Source organism: Xanthomonas euroxanthea, from assembly GCF_900476395.1.
Lineage (GTDB): Bacteria > Pseudomonadota > Gammaproteobacteria > Xanthomonadales > Xanthomonadaceae > Xanthomonas > Xanthomonas euroxanthea.
In genome coordinates this window covers 122490-139578 of the sequence record NZ_UIHB01000006.1, presented here as the reverse complement: position 1 = coordinate 139578, position 17089 = coordinate 122490, and the positions used below count along the sequence as shown (strand labels likewise).

Here is a 17089-nt window from a genome sequence, read left to right as displayed (position 1 = left end):
CGTTCGCGCCCACCTGGCTCCTGCGTGGTCCATCGACCACGCAGGAGCGTCGATCATCGCTCAGCGTGGCATCGCACCGCTGCTCAGAACCGCAGCCGCACACCCACCGTCCAGCTGCGCGGCGCGCCGGGATACACCCACTGCTCGCTGTAGGAGAACGCGGCGTAGCGGCGGTCGGTGAGGTTCTCGACCTTGGCATACAGGCGCAGGCGCTCGCTCAGGTCGTAATGGCCGACCAGGCGCCACACGGTGTATGCAGGCAGCACGAAGTCGGTATTGCTATCCACCGAACCCAGCCGCTCACCGGTATGCGACACGCCCACGCCCACCGCCGCACTGCGCTTGCCGGTCAACGGCTGCTCATAATTGAGGAAGGCATTGCCGCTGAAGCGCGGCACGTTCGGAAAGCGGCGCCCCTCGGCCAGGCCGGTGCCGGCGGCGGCTGCGCTGCTGCGCGTGACCTGCGAGTCGGTATAGGCCAGGCCCACCGAGGCGGCCAGACGCGGGGTCAGCCGCCCGAGCAGATCCAGCTCCACGCCCTGGCTGCGCATCTCGCCCACCGGCAGCGAAAAACTGGTGTCGGCCGGATCCAGGCTCAGCACGTTCTTCTTGTCGATGCGGAACGCGGCCAGCGTCGCTTCCAGGCCATCGCCGGGCTGCACGTATTTCAGGCCGGTTTCCAGCGAGCGGCTTTTCTCCGGCGCAAAACTCTGCCCGTCCGCACCCACGCCGCTGTTGGGACGAAAGCCTGCCGCAGCACTCGCATACAACGACAATGCCGCGTCGACATGGAAGATCACGCCCGCACGCGGGCTGACCACACCGTCGGAGGCGCGCTGCGTGGCGCCGCGCAATTGATTGTCGAGATTCTGCTGGTAGTGGTCGTAGCGCAGGCCGAGCAAGGCCTTCCAGCGCGCGCCAAGATCGAGCTGGTCCTGCGCATACACGCCCCACACCTGCTGACGCTCCTCGGTGTCGGTGATCGTAGCCAGTCGGCCTGGCTGCGCAACGCCGTACTGCGGTGCAAGCACGTCGATGCTGTACGGCGTGGCCGCAGAGCGGGCGCGCTGCTGGAAGCGGCTGTCGTCGAAGCGATTGCCATCCACGCCGAACAACACGTTGTGGGTGACGCCACCCATCTGCAAGCTGCCGAGCAGTTCGGCACGCGCGGCGATGTCGCGGCCCTGGTAATCGCGGTAGCGGCGCTCGCGGCGCAGCGTGCGCTCGTCGGCCTGCAGCGTCCACGGTTCGGTGGAAAACCCGCGCATGCCGCTGTCGCGATAGGTCGCCCCGCCCTGCAGCGACCAGGTCTGGTTCACGCCATGCACCACAAAGACCTGGTGCCCGGTGGAATGCAGGTCGATATCGCCATCGCGCGGCTCGCCCAGGAAACGCCCGGCCGGCAGCCGATTGGCATCGCCATCGATGGCGGTGACCCCGCGATCGAACGGCGCATGGATGCGCACGAATTCCAGCTCGTAGGACACCGTGGTATCGGGCGTCGGCATCCACAGCAGCGAGGGCGCCAGCAGCGTGTTGTCGCTGTCGACGGTGTCGCGGAAGCTGTGCTGATCCTTGTGCATGACATTCAGCCGATAGGCCAGGTTCTCGCCCAGCGGGCCGGTGCTGTCGAGCGCAGCGCGATAACTGTCAAAGCGCCCCGCCGACAGATCCACGCTGTGCTGCGGCTGGAACAGGGGCTTCTTGGTGACGATATTGACCGCCCCGCCCGGCTCGCCGCGCCCGTACAACGCCGAGGCCGGGCCCTTGATCACCTCGATGCTCTGCGTGTTGGCGCCATCGCGCAGGCCGTTGTAGCCGCGGCTGGCGTTGAAGCCGTTGACCATGTAGTCCGAGCTGAAATTGGGGTCGCCGGTGAAGCCGCGCATCGAATAGCTGTCCCACAACCCACCCAGGTTGTTGGCCTTGGTGATGCCGCTGGCCAGCTCCAGCGCGCCGGCCAGATCGGTGACCCCGGCGTCCTCGAGCAGGGTCTGGTCCAGCACGCGCGCGCTGATCGGCAAATCGCGCAGCGGCGCATCGGTCTTGGTGGCGCCGGTCACGCTCAAGGCGCGGTACGGCGTGTACTGGCTGCGCACCTGCACCGTATCCAGATCGCGCGCCTGCGGCTCAGCGGCCGCGGCTAGGGGGCTGACGCCTGCGCAGCTCAGTGCACCGAGCAAGGGCAGCGTGTTGGACAGACGGCGGCGCGGCGTGGACATCGGGCAGGACTCCTGAAGCACCCGGGCACGCTGGGCCCGGGTCGCACGTGAGACAACGAAGGTTGAGGGGTGAAACGCAGCCGCTATGACGCGGGATCGGCACTTGCATCGAAACCTGGCGCGCGCCCGAAGTCCTCGCGCGTAAAGGGCCGGTCGCGGAACAGATAGCCGTAATAGAACGTCCGCAGCGCACGGTGATAGGTGCGGATGCGATCCTGATACGCCAGTTGCGCACGCAGGTCGGTGGCTGCCAGGCGCGTCAATGCAGCCTGCAACGCCACCGGTGGCAACACACTGGCCACGCGCTGCGCCAGCGCTTCGCGGCGCTGCAGGCCCTGGCGATACGCCGCGACCTGCGGCGCCACCTGCTGATCGCCGTTTTCGTGGAAGGCGAAATACCACTTGTAGTGGAACGCCCCGGTCAGCGGCGCCGAGTCCGCCCACTGCGGGTTCTGCGCGTAGAAGGCCCGCATGGTGTCCTGGCGTGGAATGTCCCAGGCATGGTTGACCGCCTCGCGCTGCAGCCGCGCGATCTCGCTGCCTTGATTGACCGGCACCGCCTGGTTGATCGCCACATGCGCCAACGCCGGCGCCACCAGAGCCAGCACCACCCAGCAGGTCGCCAGGGCGGTGGCATGCGCGGCCGGGCGCCAATGGATGCGCCCGACCAGCACCGACAGCAACACCCAGAACAGCAGATAGGCGCAGGTCAGTGCCAACACCGCGAGTTGTTGCTGCAGCGGCACCGCATTGACGCTTGCCGCGATCACAAACGGCACGCACAGACAGGCCAATACCGCAGCTGCACGCACCACCACGCGCCGCACCAGCAACGCCGTGCCCGCACCCGGCAGCGCCGCCAGCATGCGCGCGCGTCCGGCCTCGCGCTCACCCGAGCGCAGATCGAACAGCAGTGCGATCACGAACAAGGGCAGCAGGAACACCAGCACGAAGGCGTAGTCGAAGCGCCCGGCCAGTGCCAGCTCCGGGTTGTAGCTGTCGCCATCGTGGATCTGCGCTTCCAGGCCCAGCGCGCGCACACGCAGGATGTACGGCGAGACATCGCGCATGCCCACCGCGGCAAATGCCAGTGGCGTGGGCAGGTCCCAGGTCGGGTGGAAGCTGTAGTAGGCCGCGCTGCCCGCGTCGTTGGAGCGGGCCACATAGTCCTGCACCGCCGCGATATCTTCCTGTTGCAGCGCCGCGATGCGCGCGATGTTGGCGCGCTGCGCGGCGATGACATGCTGGCCGGAGAGCAGGCTGCACACGGTCAGCACCGCCAGCAACAGCAAGCCGGCCAGCGCGGCGCGTGCGCGCAGCAACAGCAGCAGTTCGTATTTCCACAGCAGCATCAGCGCGCCACTCCCACACGCCGGCCCGCGGCGACCAGCAGGCACAGCGCAGCCAGCAGCCAGGCAGCGACCAGGCCGAGCGCGGCGCCGGCGGCCCGCAGCACCTCGGTCGTAGCCGGCGGCTGGAATGCGAACACCGGAATCTGCTGCCAATGCGCGGAGGAGATGCGTTTGCGTTGGTCGGCGCCGGCATCCTGCGCGGTGTCGTCGGCCATGCTCACCGCATCGGCCTGCAGCTGGTTGAGCTGCTGCACCAGCGTGTAGCGGTAACGCTCGGCCTGGGCGAGAAACCGCTCGTGCGCACGCAGGTCGGTTTCCGCCAGCGTCATCGACAACGCGCGCAGCGCAACCGTGGGGCTCAGCAAGGCGAACGTGCGCACCAGCAGATTCTGTTGCTGCTGGATGGCCGAATCACGCGCGGCATAGCGCTCGAACAGGCTCGCGGTGAGCCGCTCGCCTTCCAGCGCCAGCAGGCCCTTGTAGTTCACCGGCAGCTCTTCCACCCGCTGCACGCCATAGCGCGCCAGCGTCTGCTGCTTGAACTGCGCAAAGTGCGGGTCATCCGGGTTGTGGCTGTCGCCGAGGGTGCGCAGGTCGCGCTGGATCGCCACATCGGTTTCCAGCCGCGTTGGCAGGCGATATGCCGCACTGGCCACATCCGGTGCCAGGCGCGGCACCAGCAGGGCCAGCCACACCCACACCGCCAGCGACACCAGCAGCGCATCGCGGCCACGCCGGCACAGCATCGACACCGACAGCACCAGCGCGCACCACACCAGCAGATAGACCGCATACGCCAGCACCAGCAGTGCGACCCGTAGTGCCTGGCCCGGCAACAACGCGATGGGCACCAGCCCAACCAAGGCCGGCAACAGGCAGGCAGCGGCCACCGCGGCGAGCGCGAGATATTTGCCGCCGAACAATTGCCCACGCGTGGCACCCTGCAACAACAGCGCACGCAAGGTGCCGGTCTCCTGTTCGCGCGCCACCGCGCCATAGCCCAGGAACACCAGCAGCAGCGGCGCCAGCACCTGCAGCACGAACGCAGGCGTCAGTTGTCCGAAGCGCACCAGCAACGAACTCTGGCGCACATCGCCGAAGTTGGCGGTGTTCTGGCGGTGGCCTTCCAGGAACATGCTGTTGCCGGTGAACGCGTCCACGCCGGCATCGAACGCAGCCAATGCAGGCAGCGGGCGATAGATGAAATGGCCGTAATGCACCACCCGATGCGGGTGGCGGTCCGGCTGCGCCTCGAAGGCCTGCTGCGCGGCCAGTTGCTGGCGCGCGCGGAACGCGGCCACCTCGCGCTGATGGTGCGCAGCGGTCAATGCCGCCACCAGCGTGAGCAGCATCAGCAACACCACACCGATGGCAGCGGAACGGTTGCGCGCCATGTAACGCAGTTCTTCGCGCGCGACCAACAGCACCGCACTCATGCAGCCTGATCCTGGTTGCGCGTAAAGCGCGCATGCAAGGTGCGCACGTCGAAGCCGCTGTCGCCGGCACCGATGTCCCCGGCGATGCGCCCGTGTTCCAGGAACCCGATCCGGTCCGCCACCTCCACTGCGCCGAGCAGGTCGTGGGTGACCATCAGCACCGCGCCGCCACGCTCGCGCACGCTGCCGACCAGCCGGTTGAAGTCGGCGATGGCGCGCGGGTCCAGGCCGGAGGTGGGCTCGTCCAGCAGCAGCACTGGCACCTGGCGCAGCGTGGCCACCGCGATCGCCACCTTCTGGCGCATGCCCTTGGAAAACCCCGCCAGCCGCTGGCGCCAGGCCTCGCGCTGCAGGCCGGCAGCGGCCAGCGCCTGGCCGATCTCGGCCTGGCTGCGGCGCTGGCCGGCCAGCGCGAGCAGGTAGTCGGCATTTTCCAGCGCGCTCAGGTGCTCGTAGAGCGCCACATTTTCCGGCAGATAGGCCAGCCGCGCACGCGCGGCGCCAGGGTCGGCGACCGGGTCGATGCCATCGATCCGCAGGCTGCCGGAGGTGGGTTTGACGAAGCCGAGCAAGCTGGAAAGCGTGGAGGACTTGCCGGCGCCATTACCACCCAGCAGGGCGTAGACACTGCCGGGGGCGACCTGCAGATCCAGCCCCTGCAGCACGGCGCGGCCGCGGTAGGCCACGTGCAGGTTGCTGATCGAGATGGCGGGGGCGGCTTGAGAACTGGAAAGCATGGCGAGGCAATGGCTTAACGAAATGATACGTTATCACATTGCGTTCGACGCTTGCAGTGGGCCGGGCGACGCCGCGCAAGCGCCAGCCGGAGCCGCGAACGCGCGTTGTTACCCCTCTCGGGCGACAGCACCACAGGAAGCAGGCTACCCAGTGCAGCTGCGCGACCGTCGACGCGAGCGCGGCCCGTCAAATGTTACTGTATTACGCAAATGCCCTGCTGCTTGCTGCAGCGCCGGAGGCAGGAACTCCCTGCACCGCGCGACCCTCGCCCAGGGAATGACCAGCCCTCCGACCCACGCAGTCCGCTGCAACAGATCAATGCGGCATCGCGCCCGTCGAACGCCGCCGCCGCTGCCGCTGCCGTCGCAACCACCCAGGACCAGCAAGCCTTGCCACGTTCTCCCCTCAATCGAGATCCCGTACGTCCCACATGACTTCCGATACGCGCCCCTCTGCCTCGCACGCTTCCGCACCCGCTTCCGGCAACGCCGCAGGGCCCGCCAGCCGCAGCACCACGCGTGCCGCTGCCGGCCTGCTCGCCGCAACCCTGTTCACCGCCGCGCAGGTGGGCGCGCAGTCCATCGACACCAGTGCACCACTCCCGCCGGTGCGCGCCTGGCATGGGGCCAGCGAGGCGTTGATCGCCACGCCGGACGATCCGTGGAGCACGCCGGCGGAGCGCAGCGATTTCGCCAGCACGCCCAGTTACGACGAAACGCGCGCCTGGCTGGAACGCCTGGTCGCCGCCTCGCCGCTGCTGTCGTTGGAGGTCTTCGGCAAGAGCAGCGAGGGCCGCGACCTGCTGCTGGTACGCGCGCAAAAGGGCGCCCCCGGCAAGCCGGTGGTGCTGGCGCAGGCCGGCATCCACGCCGGCGAGATTGATGGCAAGGATGCCGGCCTGATGTTGCTGCGCGATATCGCCCAACGCGGCAAGGACACCTTGCTCGACCAGGTGGATCTGGTGTTCGTGCCCATCCTCAATCCCGATGGCCACGAGCAACGCGGCCCGCTGATCGGCGCGGCCTTGCGCGGCCCGCAACAGATGGGCTGGAACACCACCACCCGTGGCATCAATCTCAACCGCGACTACCTCAACCTGGAAGCGCCGGAAACCCGCGCGATGATCGCGCTGCTGCACACCCTCGACCCGGCGCTGTACATCGACCTGCATGTCAGCGGCGGGCTGGATCATCAGTACGACATCACCTTCACCTTTGCCGGCTGGGGCACCTACGCACGCTCGCGTGCCACCGCCGACTGGCTGCAACAACGCTTTACGCCGGCGGTGAACACCGCGCTGCGCAGCCAGGGCCATGCGCCTGCGATCTATCCCAGCCTCATCGACGAAGACGCGCCGCGCTCGGGCCTGCGTTACTCACCGGAAGGGCCGCGCTATTCCACCGGGTATGGCGACTTCGCCGGCATCCCCACCGTGCTGGTGGAGAACCACCGCCTGAAGTCGTACCGGCAGCGCGTGCTGGGCGACTATGTGCTGCTGGAGGCAGCACTGCGCGTGGTTGGCCGCGATGCAAGAAAGATCGATGCGGCCAAGCGTGCCGATCGCGCCGCCCGCCCGCAGGAGCTGATGGTCGCCTGGGAACGCCTGCCACAGCCGATCGCCCAGGTGCCGTTCAAGGGCGTGACCTATACCCGCGCGTTCTCGCCGGTGACCGGCCGGCAGGAACTGCGCTGGGAAGGCCGTGATGAAACCTGGACCATGCCGGTGATCGGCTATCGCCAGACCCAGGCCGTAGGCTATCCACTGGCCTGGTGGATCCCGCCCGGCAACGACGATGTGGTCGCACTGCTGCAGGCGCATGGCATCGCCTACGAACGCCTGCAACAGCCGCGCCAGCTCAGGGTGCAGCAGATCCGCGTGGTGAACCAGGCCGGTGCCCGGACAGCGCAGACCGACGCGGCGGACGAAGCCTTCCCCGCCGGCAGCGTCCGCGTGCCCGCCGATCAACCGATGCGCATGCTGGCGGCCGCGTTGCTGGAACCGGCCAGCAGCGACTCGCTGCTGGCCAGCGGACGCTTTCGCAATGCCGGCAGCCCCGACAGCGGCTTGTACGGCACCGAGCTGGTGGATTTCACCGAGCGCGTGCTGCACAACGACGCCGCCCTGCGCGCCGCGTTCGAACGCAAGCTCGCAGACGATGCCGCCTTCCGCGCCGATGGCGATGCGCGGCTGCAATGGATCTATGCGCGCTCGCCGTACGCGGCGATCACCGGGTGGCGTTATCCGGTGCGGCGTCAGCTGGTGGAATGAAAATGTCGCATGCCGGTTGCAGACGAGGCGCCAGTAACCGTTTCCAGTCCCGCGTCAGCCGTTATCTGGCGACGCGTGCATAGCCGACCAGACTTTCGAAAGCGGCAACGCACCAGCGCCAAGTAACTGGCGCGTTTTCCCGAAGTAACTCAACAACGCCACGCCTGGCCTGCCAGTGCGTGGCGTTTTTTTTTTGCACGCGCACGCGCTGCAAAGGTGGCAAATGCCGGTTTCTGCCGCCTAAAACGCGCTGTGGCTGGTGTCACTCACCGGGTTCCACCGACGCGGACGATTATGTCCGTAGATAGTCGTGCTCGCTGTTTCAAACACGCCAATCAATGGCCTCGATAGAGCAAAACTATCGCCCGCTTTTTTTGCGCGCGTTGGATTCTTAACCCGCTAATTCCGATTGTAAAAATCCTGCTAAAGCAACGATGCAGACGGCCGCTACCGCATTCCAGGGCGTCACGGCGCCCATCTCCGTTTTTGCCCGCGCGCCATCAATGGTGCTGCGTCCATCACCCACCCAGCCGAGATTTCAATGAAATTGACCGTCAAGCTTCTCAGTGGCGCCATCGCCCTGGCATCGTCGACCTGCGCCTACGCGCAGCAGGACGCGATGTTTTCCTTCAGCGGCTTCGGCACGCTGGGTGTGGTGCATTCGACCGAGGACCAGGCCGACTTCACGCCCGACATCCAGACCGTGGAAGGTGCCGGTGCCAGTCACTCCACCTCGGCACGCCCGGACTCGCGCATTGCCGGCCAGGTCAACGCCAACTTCACCGAGAAGTTCACCGGCGTGCTGCAGGTGACCAGCGAATACGCCGAGCGTGCCGATTACACGCCGAAGGTCACCCTGGCCCACGTGAAGTATCAGTTCGGCCCGCAGTTCGCCGCGCGCCTGGGGCGCATCACTGCGCCGTTGTACATGCTGTCCGAATACCAGCGCGTCGGTTACGCCACCCCGTGGGTGCGTCCGCCGTACGAGGTCTACAACTACCTGCTGCCGATGGACGGCGTCGAAGGCGTGTACACCATCAACGCTGGCGAGAGTGTGGTCAGCGTGCAGGGTTTCTACGGCCGCATCAATTCGAAGAAGGCCGATGTGTACGCCATGCGCGGCCTGGCGCTGGGCCTGGAATCGGGTGCGTCCACGTTCCGCGCCGCCTACATCGTGGGCACCACCGATTTCGATACACCGTCGCTGGAGCGCCTGTTCTCGGTCTATCAGCGCATCAATCCCGCACTGGCCGATCGCCTGACCACCTATGGCGTGGACGGCAGCTTTGCCAGCCTGGGTTACGCCTACGATCCGGGCAACTGGTTCCTCCGCAGCGAAGTGATCCGCGCCGATTACTCGCCCTCGCTCAACGGCAAGACCACCTCCGGTTATCTCAGTGTCGGCGGTCGCTTCGGCACGCTGACGCCGTCGATCACCTATGCAAACGTCGATCGCAAGGGCCCGACCATCGCGGCCGGCCAGGATCCGGTCGGCGTGATGACGCGCGCACTGGCGCAGGCCGAGAGCGGCCGTCACAGCTTTACCGCATCGCTGCGTTGGGACGCGCGTGAAAGCGTCGCATTCAAGCTGCAGGCCAGCCACATCAACAACAACGCGGGCTCGTTCGGATCGTTGAACAACATCCAGCCGGGCTTCCGTCCGGGCGGCAGCTACAACCTGCTGTCGGCCTCCGTCGACTTCGTGTTCTAAGAGAGCCCCCATGACCATTTCCAAGTGTTTTGCAGTCTCGCTGCTTGCCGCGTTGTCGCTGACCGCGTTCTGCGCCAATGCCGATGTCGTGGTGGTGATGGCGGCCAAGGGCGGCCCGGACAGCCTCAGCGCCGCGCAGGTGTCGCAGATCTTCCTGGCCAAATCCAGCAGCCTGCCCGGTGGCGGCGCAGCGGTGCCGATCGACCAGGAAGAAGGCGTGGCCACCCGCGATGAGTTCTACAAGAAAGTCGCTTCGCGCGATTCGGCGCAGCTGAAGTCGTACTGGTCGCAGCTGATGTTCACCGGCAAGGCGCAGCGCCCCAAGCGTGTCAGCGGCGACGACGCGGTCAAGAAGGCCGTCGCCGCCACGCCGGGCGCCATCGGCTACATCAGTGCCAGCGCAGTCGACCCGAGCGTCAAGGTCGTCCTGAAGCCGTGACCCGCCCCCTGCTCGAGACTCACGTCATGAGACGCATCCTGTCGCTACCGTTGTTCTGGAAAATCCTGATGCCGGCCGCGGTGGCGATCCTTTGCCTATCGAGCTATGTGGCCTTCAGTACGCTGGTGTTCCACCGCAACAACGACCGCCTGGAAGCGGTACGCGACGTGCATTTCCCGCTGCTCGATGCCATGACACGCAACGTGGCTGCGCTGGACAAGCTCATCAACGGGCTCAACGGCGCCGCTGCCGCCGGCGATGCCGACATGCTGGCGGCCACCAAGCCGGTGGCCGAAGAGATCCACGCTTCCTACGTGAAACTGCAGAAGGCCGATCCGGCCAATGCCAGGGAGCTTGCCCGGCTGGGCAAGCAGTTCGACGACTACTACGGCCTGGCCCAGGGCGTGGCCGCCGCGTTCGTGGAGCAGCGCGAACCCGACACGGCGCAGATGAGCGCCATGGCGCCGGCACTGGAGACCTATCGCACCACCCTGACCGCCATGCAGAAGCGCGCCGATGCACGCTTCCGCGGCACCGTGCAGGAAGCGGTGGACAGCTCAGTGGCGGCAAGCCTCGGCGGGCTGGTGCTGGGTGTGGTCGGTGCGGTGCTGTGCATCGCCTTCGGCTGGATCGTGGCACGCGCCATCACCCAACCACTGAACCGTGCGGTGGGCATTGCGCATGCGGTGTCCTCGGGCAAGCTGGACAACAGCATCTCGATCGACCGCAACGACGAGGTCGGCCAGCTGCTGCAGGCGATGGACAGCATGCAGCGCCAGCTGCGTCGGGTGATCCAGGCGCAGACCGACATGGGCGACAGGCACGAGGCCGGCATGGTCAGTCACCGCATCGCCGAGCAGGAATTCCCCGGCGAATTCGGCAGCATGGTGCGTGCCAGCAATGCGCTGGTGTCCAGCCATATCGCGGTGACGATGCAGATCGTTGCATTGACCGAACGCTATGCCGCCGGCGACCTGTCGCAGCAGCTGGAGCCGTTGCCGGGCGAGAAGGCGGTGATCAGTCAATCGATCAACGATGTGCGGGCCAGCCTGCTGTCGATCAACGGCGAGATCAAGCGGCTGGCATCGGCCGCAGCTGCGGGCGACTTCAGCGCACGTGGCGACGAAACCGCCTTCGAGCATGACTTCCGCCAGATCGTGGTGGACCTCAATCACCTGATGGGCAGCTCGGACAAGAGCCTGGGTGCGGTGTCGCAGGTGTTGCAGGCGATTGCGAGCGGCGACCTGACCACGCGCATGCACGGCGACTTTGCCGGCGTGTTTGCGCGCATGCGCGACGATGCCAACACCACGGTGGATCGCCTGACCGACATCGTCGGGCGCATCCAGCACTCCTCATCCGAGATCGATACCGCTGCCGGCGAAATCGCCGCCGGCAATCAGGACCTGTCGCGGCGTACCGAACAGCAGGCGGCCAGTCTGGAAGAGACCGCCGCCTCGATGGAGGAACTCACCTCCACCGTCAGGCAGAACGCCGAACATGCGCTGCAGGCCAACGAGCTGGCACGCAGTGCGGCCAGTGTGGCTTCGAAGGGCGGCGAGGTGGTCAGCCAGGTAGTCGGCACCATGTCGGGCATCGAAACCTCATCGAAGAAGATCGCCGAGATCATCTCCGTCATCGATGGCATCGCCTTCCAGACCAATATCCTGGCCCTGAACGCGGCCGTGGAAGCGGCGCGTGCCGGCGAACAGGGCCGTGGATTTGCAGTGGTGGCCTCGGAAGTGCGCACGCTCGCCCAGCGCTCGTCCGCTGCAGCCAGGGAGATCAAGGAGCTGATCGACGCCTCGGTGGGCAAGGTGGCCGAGGGCTCGGTGCTGGTGCACAAGGCCGGCACCACCATGACCGAGATCGTCGCCAGCGTGAACCGGGTCACCGACATCATGGGCCAGATCACCGCCGCCTCCAGCGAACAGTCGGCCGGTATCGAACAGGTCAACCAGACGGTGATCCAGATGGACGAAACCACCCAGCAGAATGCAGCGCTGGTGGAAGAGGCCATGGCCGCGGCACGGGCGATGGAAAAGCAGTCCAGCACCCTGACCCAGCTGGTCTCGTTGTTCCAGCTGCAGCCTGCCAGCGCAACGCAGCTGGAAAAAGAGGTCGCATAGCCGACCGAGCGGATCGTCTCGCGACGTCTTTGACGCCCCCTCTGCATGGACTGCAGAAGGAGGTTTTTTGTGTCCGCCGGTGGCGAACGCAGCGCAGGCCCGGCACCGTTTCAAGGCGAGCCACGCGCATCTTGCGCCGATGACCGGCCCCGCGGTGTTCGCGACTGCATCCCCGCAGCCGTCTATCTGACCGCGGGTGCCGGCATACCCCGACCTCCACGCGGGCGGTTGTCCGACAGCAGCGACCGCGTCTTGCTGATGGCGCAGCTGTGCGCCATCGCAAAAAGACCAGTTAGGCAGGCGCGTTCTTGCGCTCCAGGCATAACCACGCGCTTATCGCCTGCCAGCCCGTATGCCGCCCAACGCGCGAGACCGGTCACAGTTTTGTCGGAAAAACTGACGTGACCGCACATTCCTCACGCCTACGTCACCACCAAGCAACATTTGCATGCGATAGCTGTCGCGCTCGCTAAAAAAGCGAGCCAACTATCCCCCTTCCAGCGCGCGTTCCGCTGAGCGTCGATCTGCCCCCGGCAGCCGGCGATGGCGTCGTGCGTCCGATTGATTTTCCAGGAGATTCACTGCCCATGCGCTTCCGGACTTTCTTCGCCGTTCTGCTGTTCACCGCTGCCAGTGCCAGCGCAAACGCCCAGGTCGTCACCCTCAACAAGGGCGGCTACACCTTGCGCTACGACTGCACCAACCACACCGCGTTGCGCTACGAGTACGTACTGCAGGCCGATACCGGCTCGGCCGCGCGTCCGTCCAGCTTCAATCTGGACACCGAACTGCCCAGCGGCTGCGCCGGCCAGACCTCCACCGCCTCCTACGCCAGCGTGCGCACCGGCTACGATCGCGGCCACCTGGTGACCTCCAACCACATGGACTACAACGCGACCTACATCCGTCGCGCCAACCTCATGTCCAACATCGTGCCGCAGGTGGCCAGCTTCAATCAGGGCATCTGGGTGCGCGCGGAAAACGTGGCCGAGTGTTACCGCGACATCGCCAGCGTGCAGGTCTACGGCGGCGTGATCTACAGCGACACCACCAACGATTACTTCCTGAGCAGCCACGGCATCCGCACCCCGGATTTCTTCTGGAAGACGATCATCACCGCCAACCCCGGCGGCGGCACCCGCGCGATCAGCTGGCTGATTCCCAACAGCGCCAACCTCGGTTCGCTGGACAGCTACATCGTCAGCATCGACGAACTGGAAGACCTCTACGGCGCCAGCACCATCGGCATCACCGCACCGGCCGACGTCAAGGCCATGCTGCCCGCCACCACCTGGCCGCAGCCGAGCAATTGCGACCTGGGCTGAGCGCGGGCTGCGCGCGTCTCTCGCCGCGTCGATCAACAGCGGCTGACGCCATGTTGCGAGCAGTCGTCAGGTGGGTGCGAACGGCGCGCCCGGAACCGGAGTGTCCGCATGGCCCTTGCCGATGCCGGGCACCGGCCGTGCCCGCCTGGCGCTGAGCGCAGCAGCCTGGCCAGCCGCGCTCCATCGCGGGGCGTGTGATCCAGCAGACAAGGCCCGGGATTCCCGGGCCTTGTCGTTGCAGGCAGCGCCACGCATGGCCCGCCGCAACACGCACTCAGGCATCGGGCGCGGCAAGCGCCGCAAACCAGTCCGCGTAGGGCGTGTTCTTGACCAGATGCCGATTGAAGTCCTTTGCGCCATCGCTCCACCACACCGGGCCGCGCTCTCCCAGCGCCGTCTTGGCACGGTCCACCGCCGCACGCGCCGTGGCCAGCCGCCCGGCATCGTCATCGCGCCTGGCCGCCTTGACCGCGCGCCGCGCATCCATCAACGCGCCGACCAGCCCGGCACGCACGTCTTCGCGCAGATGCGGGTTGGCGGTACGCCAGAGCCGGCCACGCACGATCAGATACCGGCGATCGGGCGTGGTGACGGGCGCAGCGGCGGCCGTCATTGCCAACGCACTCGCAAACAACCCTGTAGCGTCGGGCAGGCCAAGCCGCGCCTACTCGACCCGCGCAAAGCGGGGACGCGCAACGCCGTCCACCTCGACCTGCGCGACGAACATCGCATACGGCCGCACCCACAGACCGACGTCGCTGTCCAACGGGCGGTAGAGCACCAGCGGGGCCAGCGTTTCGCTGCAGCGCACGACGCCGAGCACGTCATAACGGCCGCCCTTGAAGTGGCGGTACTGGCCCAACGCGATGCTGGGTAATGGCGACAGAGAGGTGTCCATGGATGTCACAGGATGGGCAGCCCCCAAGTCTAGGCAGCCCGGCCCGCGACAGCCAGCACATGCCGCGCAACCGGCGGCATGCGGGTGTCACCGATGCACGGCGCGGACAACGCCACGACGTGCTTACTGGTCGTCGTCCTCTTCGTCCTCTTCGTCTTCGTCGCCCAGGTCGCTATCCTCCTCCACCGGGTCCTCGATGCCATCGTCGTCATCGATCTCGCTGTCCTGCGCAGGCCCTTCCTGGATTGGCGCAGTGTCCCTGCCCGGCGCCTTGACGCCATTGGGCGGGGTCGGATCGTCCACGCCGCGATTGCCGTTTTCGTCGTTGCTCATGGTCAGCTCCAGCGGTGAAAGACCGCACGGCCACCCTCCTCCCGCCGATGTGACGTGCACGTGTGTCCTGCACGATCGCAGTGCAGCCCATGCCGGCCACGCCTGAGCCGAGCGGGCGCCACCGCATCCGGCCGGTGCCTGTGGCCGTACTGATGAAAACGCCCACGGAGCCACCCGCATGCCGAGCTTGATCCGCAACCTGGAAAACCTGCTCGCCGCCTGGAAAGCCGAGGCCAGCACCTTCGATGCCTGCGACATGCCGGCCTCCGCGCTGGCCTTCCGCGACTGCCACCGTCGCCTGTCCGCGTTGCTGGACGAACATGCGCGCCATACGGCCGGGCCAGTGGTCGAGCGGGCCGCGCACGAGCAGCAGAACTCAGTGCCCCAGCTGCAGGCGCGCGCCATCGCGCCGATGGGTTCCTAGGGTGTCGATCAGCGTGTCGCTGGCCTGATTCACGCCGATCACCTCGACCTCGGCGCCGTGCGCGCGCAACTTGAGCACCACCCGATCCAGCGCCGCCACCGCGCTGATGTCCCAGAAGTGCGCGTGGCTCAAATCGATCAGCACCTTGGGCGGCGTGCCCGGGAAATCGAAGCTGGCCACGAACTGCCCGGCCGATGCAAAGAACACCTGGCCGCGCACCGCATACACGCGCACTCCGTCGTCACGCTCGCTGGCCTGCACCTGCAACATGCGCCCGACCTTTCGCGCAAAGAACAACGCCGACAGCAGCACCCCGGCCAGCACGCCGCGGGCCAGATCGTGCGTCCACACCGTGACCACGACGGTGCCCAGCATCACCACCGACGAACTCCCCGGGTGCGTGCGCAGATCGCGTAGCGAGCCCCAGCTGAAGGTGCCGATGCTGACCATGATCATCACCGCCACCAGTGCCGCCATCGGAATCTGGCGCACCCAGGGCGCGCCATACACCACCATCAACAGCAGGACGACGCCGGCCACCAGGCACGACAGGCGCCCGCGTCCGCCCGAGCGCACGTTGATCACCGATTGCCCGATCATCGCGCAGCCGGCCATGCCACCGAAGCACCCGGCCAGCAGGTTCGCCAGTCCCTGGCCTGCGCATTCGCGGTTGCGCTGCGACGGGGTGTCGGTGAGGTCTTCGACAATCTGTGCGGTCATCAGCGACTCCAGCAGGCCCACCACGGCCAGCGTCGTCGACACCGGCAGCAGGATGCGCACGCTGTCCCACGTCAGCGGCACGTCCGGTAGCAGGAACACCGGCAGGCTGTCGGGCAGACGGCCCATGTCGCCCACGTTGCGGATGTCGATGTGCCAATACGCGCACACCGCCGTCAGCACCACGATGGCGACCAGCGGCGAGGGAATCGCCGTGGTGAAGCGCGGCAGCAGATAGATGATGGCCAGGCCCGCCGCACACACCGCATGCACCGGCCATGGCATGCCGACCAGCTCCGGCAGCTGCGCCAGGAAGATCAGGATCGCCAACGCATTGACGAAGCCGGTGATCACCGAGCGCGAGACAAAGCGCATCAATGCACCCAGGCGCAATGCCGCCGCGATCAGCTGCAGCACGCCGGCCAGCACGGTGGCCGCCAGCAGATACTGCAGCCCGTGTTCCCTGACCAGGTCCACCATCAACAACGCCATTGCGCCGGTGGCGGCAGAAATCATCCCGGGCCGGCCACCGGCGATGGAAGTCACCACCGCAATGCAGAACGCCGCGTAGAGCCCGACCTTGGGGTCGACACCGGCAATGATCGAAAACGCGATGGCTTCGGGAATCAGCGCAAGCGCGACCACGATGCCGGCGAGCACATCGCCACGCACGTTGCCGAGCCATTGCTGGCGCAACGAGAAAACTTTGGACATTGAAACGACTCCGCGCACCGGCAAACACACGGCGCGAACACATGAACGTCAAACACCTGGACCTTCGCAGCAACTGCGAGCGCGTGATGCCTTAGGTCAGGGTGGTGTCATGTGTCGGAGGAAATCGCTCTGGACGAGGCTGCATGCTAACGCGCTGAGGTCGGTCTGCACAACCCGACGGCGCGCTGCTGCGCACGCGCGTCGAGCCGAGCAACGCTGCCAATGCATGAGCAACATCAACGCACAGGCCGCTGGAAGCTGCGTGCTGGCATCGCATGCTGCCGCTGGCGATGGCAAGCTGCATGCGTCGCGGGCGCAGGGCGTTACGTAAGACACCGTCTGCACGCGGTAGATCTACCGGGCCAGCATGCGCCCCGTCGCT

At 66.6% G+C, this 17089-nt stretch carries 14 protein-coding genes and 1 other RNA gene; 6 read left to right on the top strand and 9 right to left on the bottom strand.

Features of this window, described 5'->3' with window-relative positions; translation table 11 throughout:
• Window positions 1-83: 83 nt before the first annotated feature.
• The 4 genes from CPBF1521_RS17925 to CPBF1521_RS17910 form a co-directional block, all read right to left on the bottom strand.
• Window positions 84-2222, bottom strand: a complete 2139-nt coding sequence (locus CPBF1521_RS17925) for a TonB-dependent siderophore receptor (protein ID WP_115677826.1) — start codon at window positions 2220-2222, stop codon at window positions 84-86.
• Window positions 2223-2305: 83 nt separating this feature from the next.
• Complete coding sequence (locus CPBF1521_RS17920) at window positions 2306-3574, bottom strand: DUF3526 domain-containing protein (RefSeq protein ID WP_104650164.1); 1269 nt, start codon at window positions 3572-3574, stop codon at window positions 2306-2308.
• Window positions 3574-5010 (bottom strand): ABC transporter permease, encoded by a 1437-nt coding sequence (locus CPBF1521_RS17915; RefSeq protein WP_115677825.1) that lies wholly within the window; start codon window positions 5008-5010, stop codon window positions 3574-3576. The genes CPBF1521_RS17920 and CPBF1521_RS17915 overlap by 1 nt, the downstream gene beginning before the upstream one ends.
• Entirely contained in the window at window positions 5007-5747 is a 741-nt protein-coding gene (locus tag CPBF1521_RS17910; protein WP_115677824.1) for an ABC transporter ATP-binding protein, read from the bottom strand. Before CPBF1521_RS17910 ends, CPBF1521_RS17915 begins: the two co-directional genes overlap by 4 nt.
• A 431-nt stretch (window positions 5748-6178) precedes the next feature.
• On the opposite strand from CPBF1521_RS17910, the gene CPBF1521_RS17905 reads away from it, so the two are divergent.
• From CPBF1521_RS17905 to CPBF1521_RS17885, 5 genes are all read left to right on the top strand, one after another.
• The gene (locus tag CPBF1521_RS17905) at window positions 6179-8017 is read left to right on the top strand and encodes a M14 family metallopeptidase (RefSeq protein WP_370659386.1); all 1839 of its coding nucleotides are present in this window, start codon (window positions 6179-6181) and stop codon (window positions 8015-8017) included.
• A 541-nt stretch (window positions 8018-8558) separates the two neighbouring features.
• Entirely contained in the window at window positions 8559-9728 is a 1170-nt protein-coding gene (locus CPBF1521_RS17900) for a hypothetical protein (RefSeq protein WP_115677823.1), read from the top strand.
• A gap of 10 nt (window positions 9729-9738) precedes the next feature.
• Window positions 9739-10167 (top strand): type 2 periplasmic-binding domain-containing protein, encoded by a 429-nt coding sequence (locus tag CPBF1521_RS17895; RefSeq protein ID WP_104583171.1) that lies wholly within the window; start codon window positions 9739-9741, stop codon window positions 10165-10167.
• A gap of 26 nt (window positions 10168-10193) precedes the next feature.
• Window positions 10194-12296 (top strand): methyl-accepting chemotaxis protein, encoded by a 2103-nt coding sequence (locus tag CPBF1521_RS17890; protein WP_370659385.1) that lies wholly within the window; start codon window positions 10194-10196, stop codon window positions 12294-12296.
• Between the two features lie 587 nt (window positions 12297-12883).
• A complete protein-coding gene (locus CPBF1521_RS17885) occupies window positions 12884-13621 on the top strand; it encodes a DNA/RNA non-specific endonuclease (protein ID WP_104650158.1) in 738 nt (245 codons plus the stop codon).
• 40 nt (window positions 13622-13661) lie between these two features.
• On the opposite strand, the gene CPBF1521_RS17880 is transcribed toward CPBF1521_RS17885, so the two are convergent.
• The 4 genes from CPBF1521_RS17880 to CPBF1521_RS17865 form a co-directional block, all read right to left on the bottom strand.
• Window positions 13662-13738: non-coding RNA, sX9 sRNA (locus tag CPBF1521_RS17880), on the bottom strand.
• A 157-nt stretch (window positions 13739-13895) separates the two neighbouring features.
• Window positions 13896-14234, bottom strand: coding sequence for a hypothetical protein (locus CPBF1521_RS17875; protein ID WP_115677821.1), 339 nt, complete (start codon window positions 14232-14234; stop codon window positions 13896-13898).
• Between the two features lie 51 nt (window positions 14235-14285).
• Complete coding sequence (locus tag CPBF1521_RS17870) at window positions 14286-14519, bottom strand: DUF1653 domain-containing protein (protein WP_104650156.1); 234 nt, start codon at window positions 14517-14519, stop codon at window positions 14286-14288.
• A 123-nt stretch (window positions 14520-14642) separates the two neighbouring features.
• Window positions 14643-14852, bottom strand: coding sequence for a hypothetical protein (locus tag CPBF1521_RS17865; RefSeq protein WP_115677820.1), 210 nt, complete (start codon window positions 14850-14852; stop codon window positions 14643-14645).
• A 178-nt stretch (window positions 14853-15030) separates the two neighbouring features.
• On the opposite strand from CPBF1521_RS17865, the gene CPBF1521_RS17860 reads away from it, so the two are divergent.
• Window positions 15031-15276 (top strand): hypothetical protein, encoded by a 246-nt coding sequence (locus CPBF1521_RS17860; RefSeq protein WP_104583165.1) that lies wholly within the window; start codon window positions 15031-15033, stop codon window positions 15274-15276.
• Here the strand turns inward: CPBF1521_RS17860 and CPBF1521_RS17855 are convergent.
• Window positions 15229-16707, bottom strand: coding sequence for a SulP family inorganic anion transporter (locus CPBF1521_RS17855; RefSeq protein WP_235858480.1), 1479 nt, complete (start codon window positions 16705-16707; stop codon window positions 15229-15231). The genes CPBF1521_RS17860 and CPBF1521_RS17855 overlap by 48 nt on opposite strands.
• Between the last annotated feature and the right edge of the window lie 382 nt (window positions 16708-17089).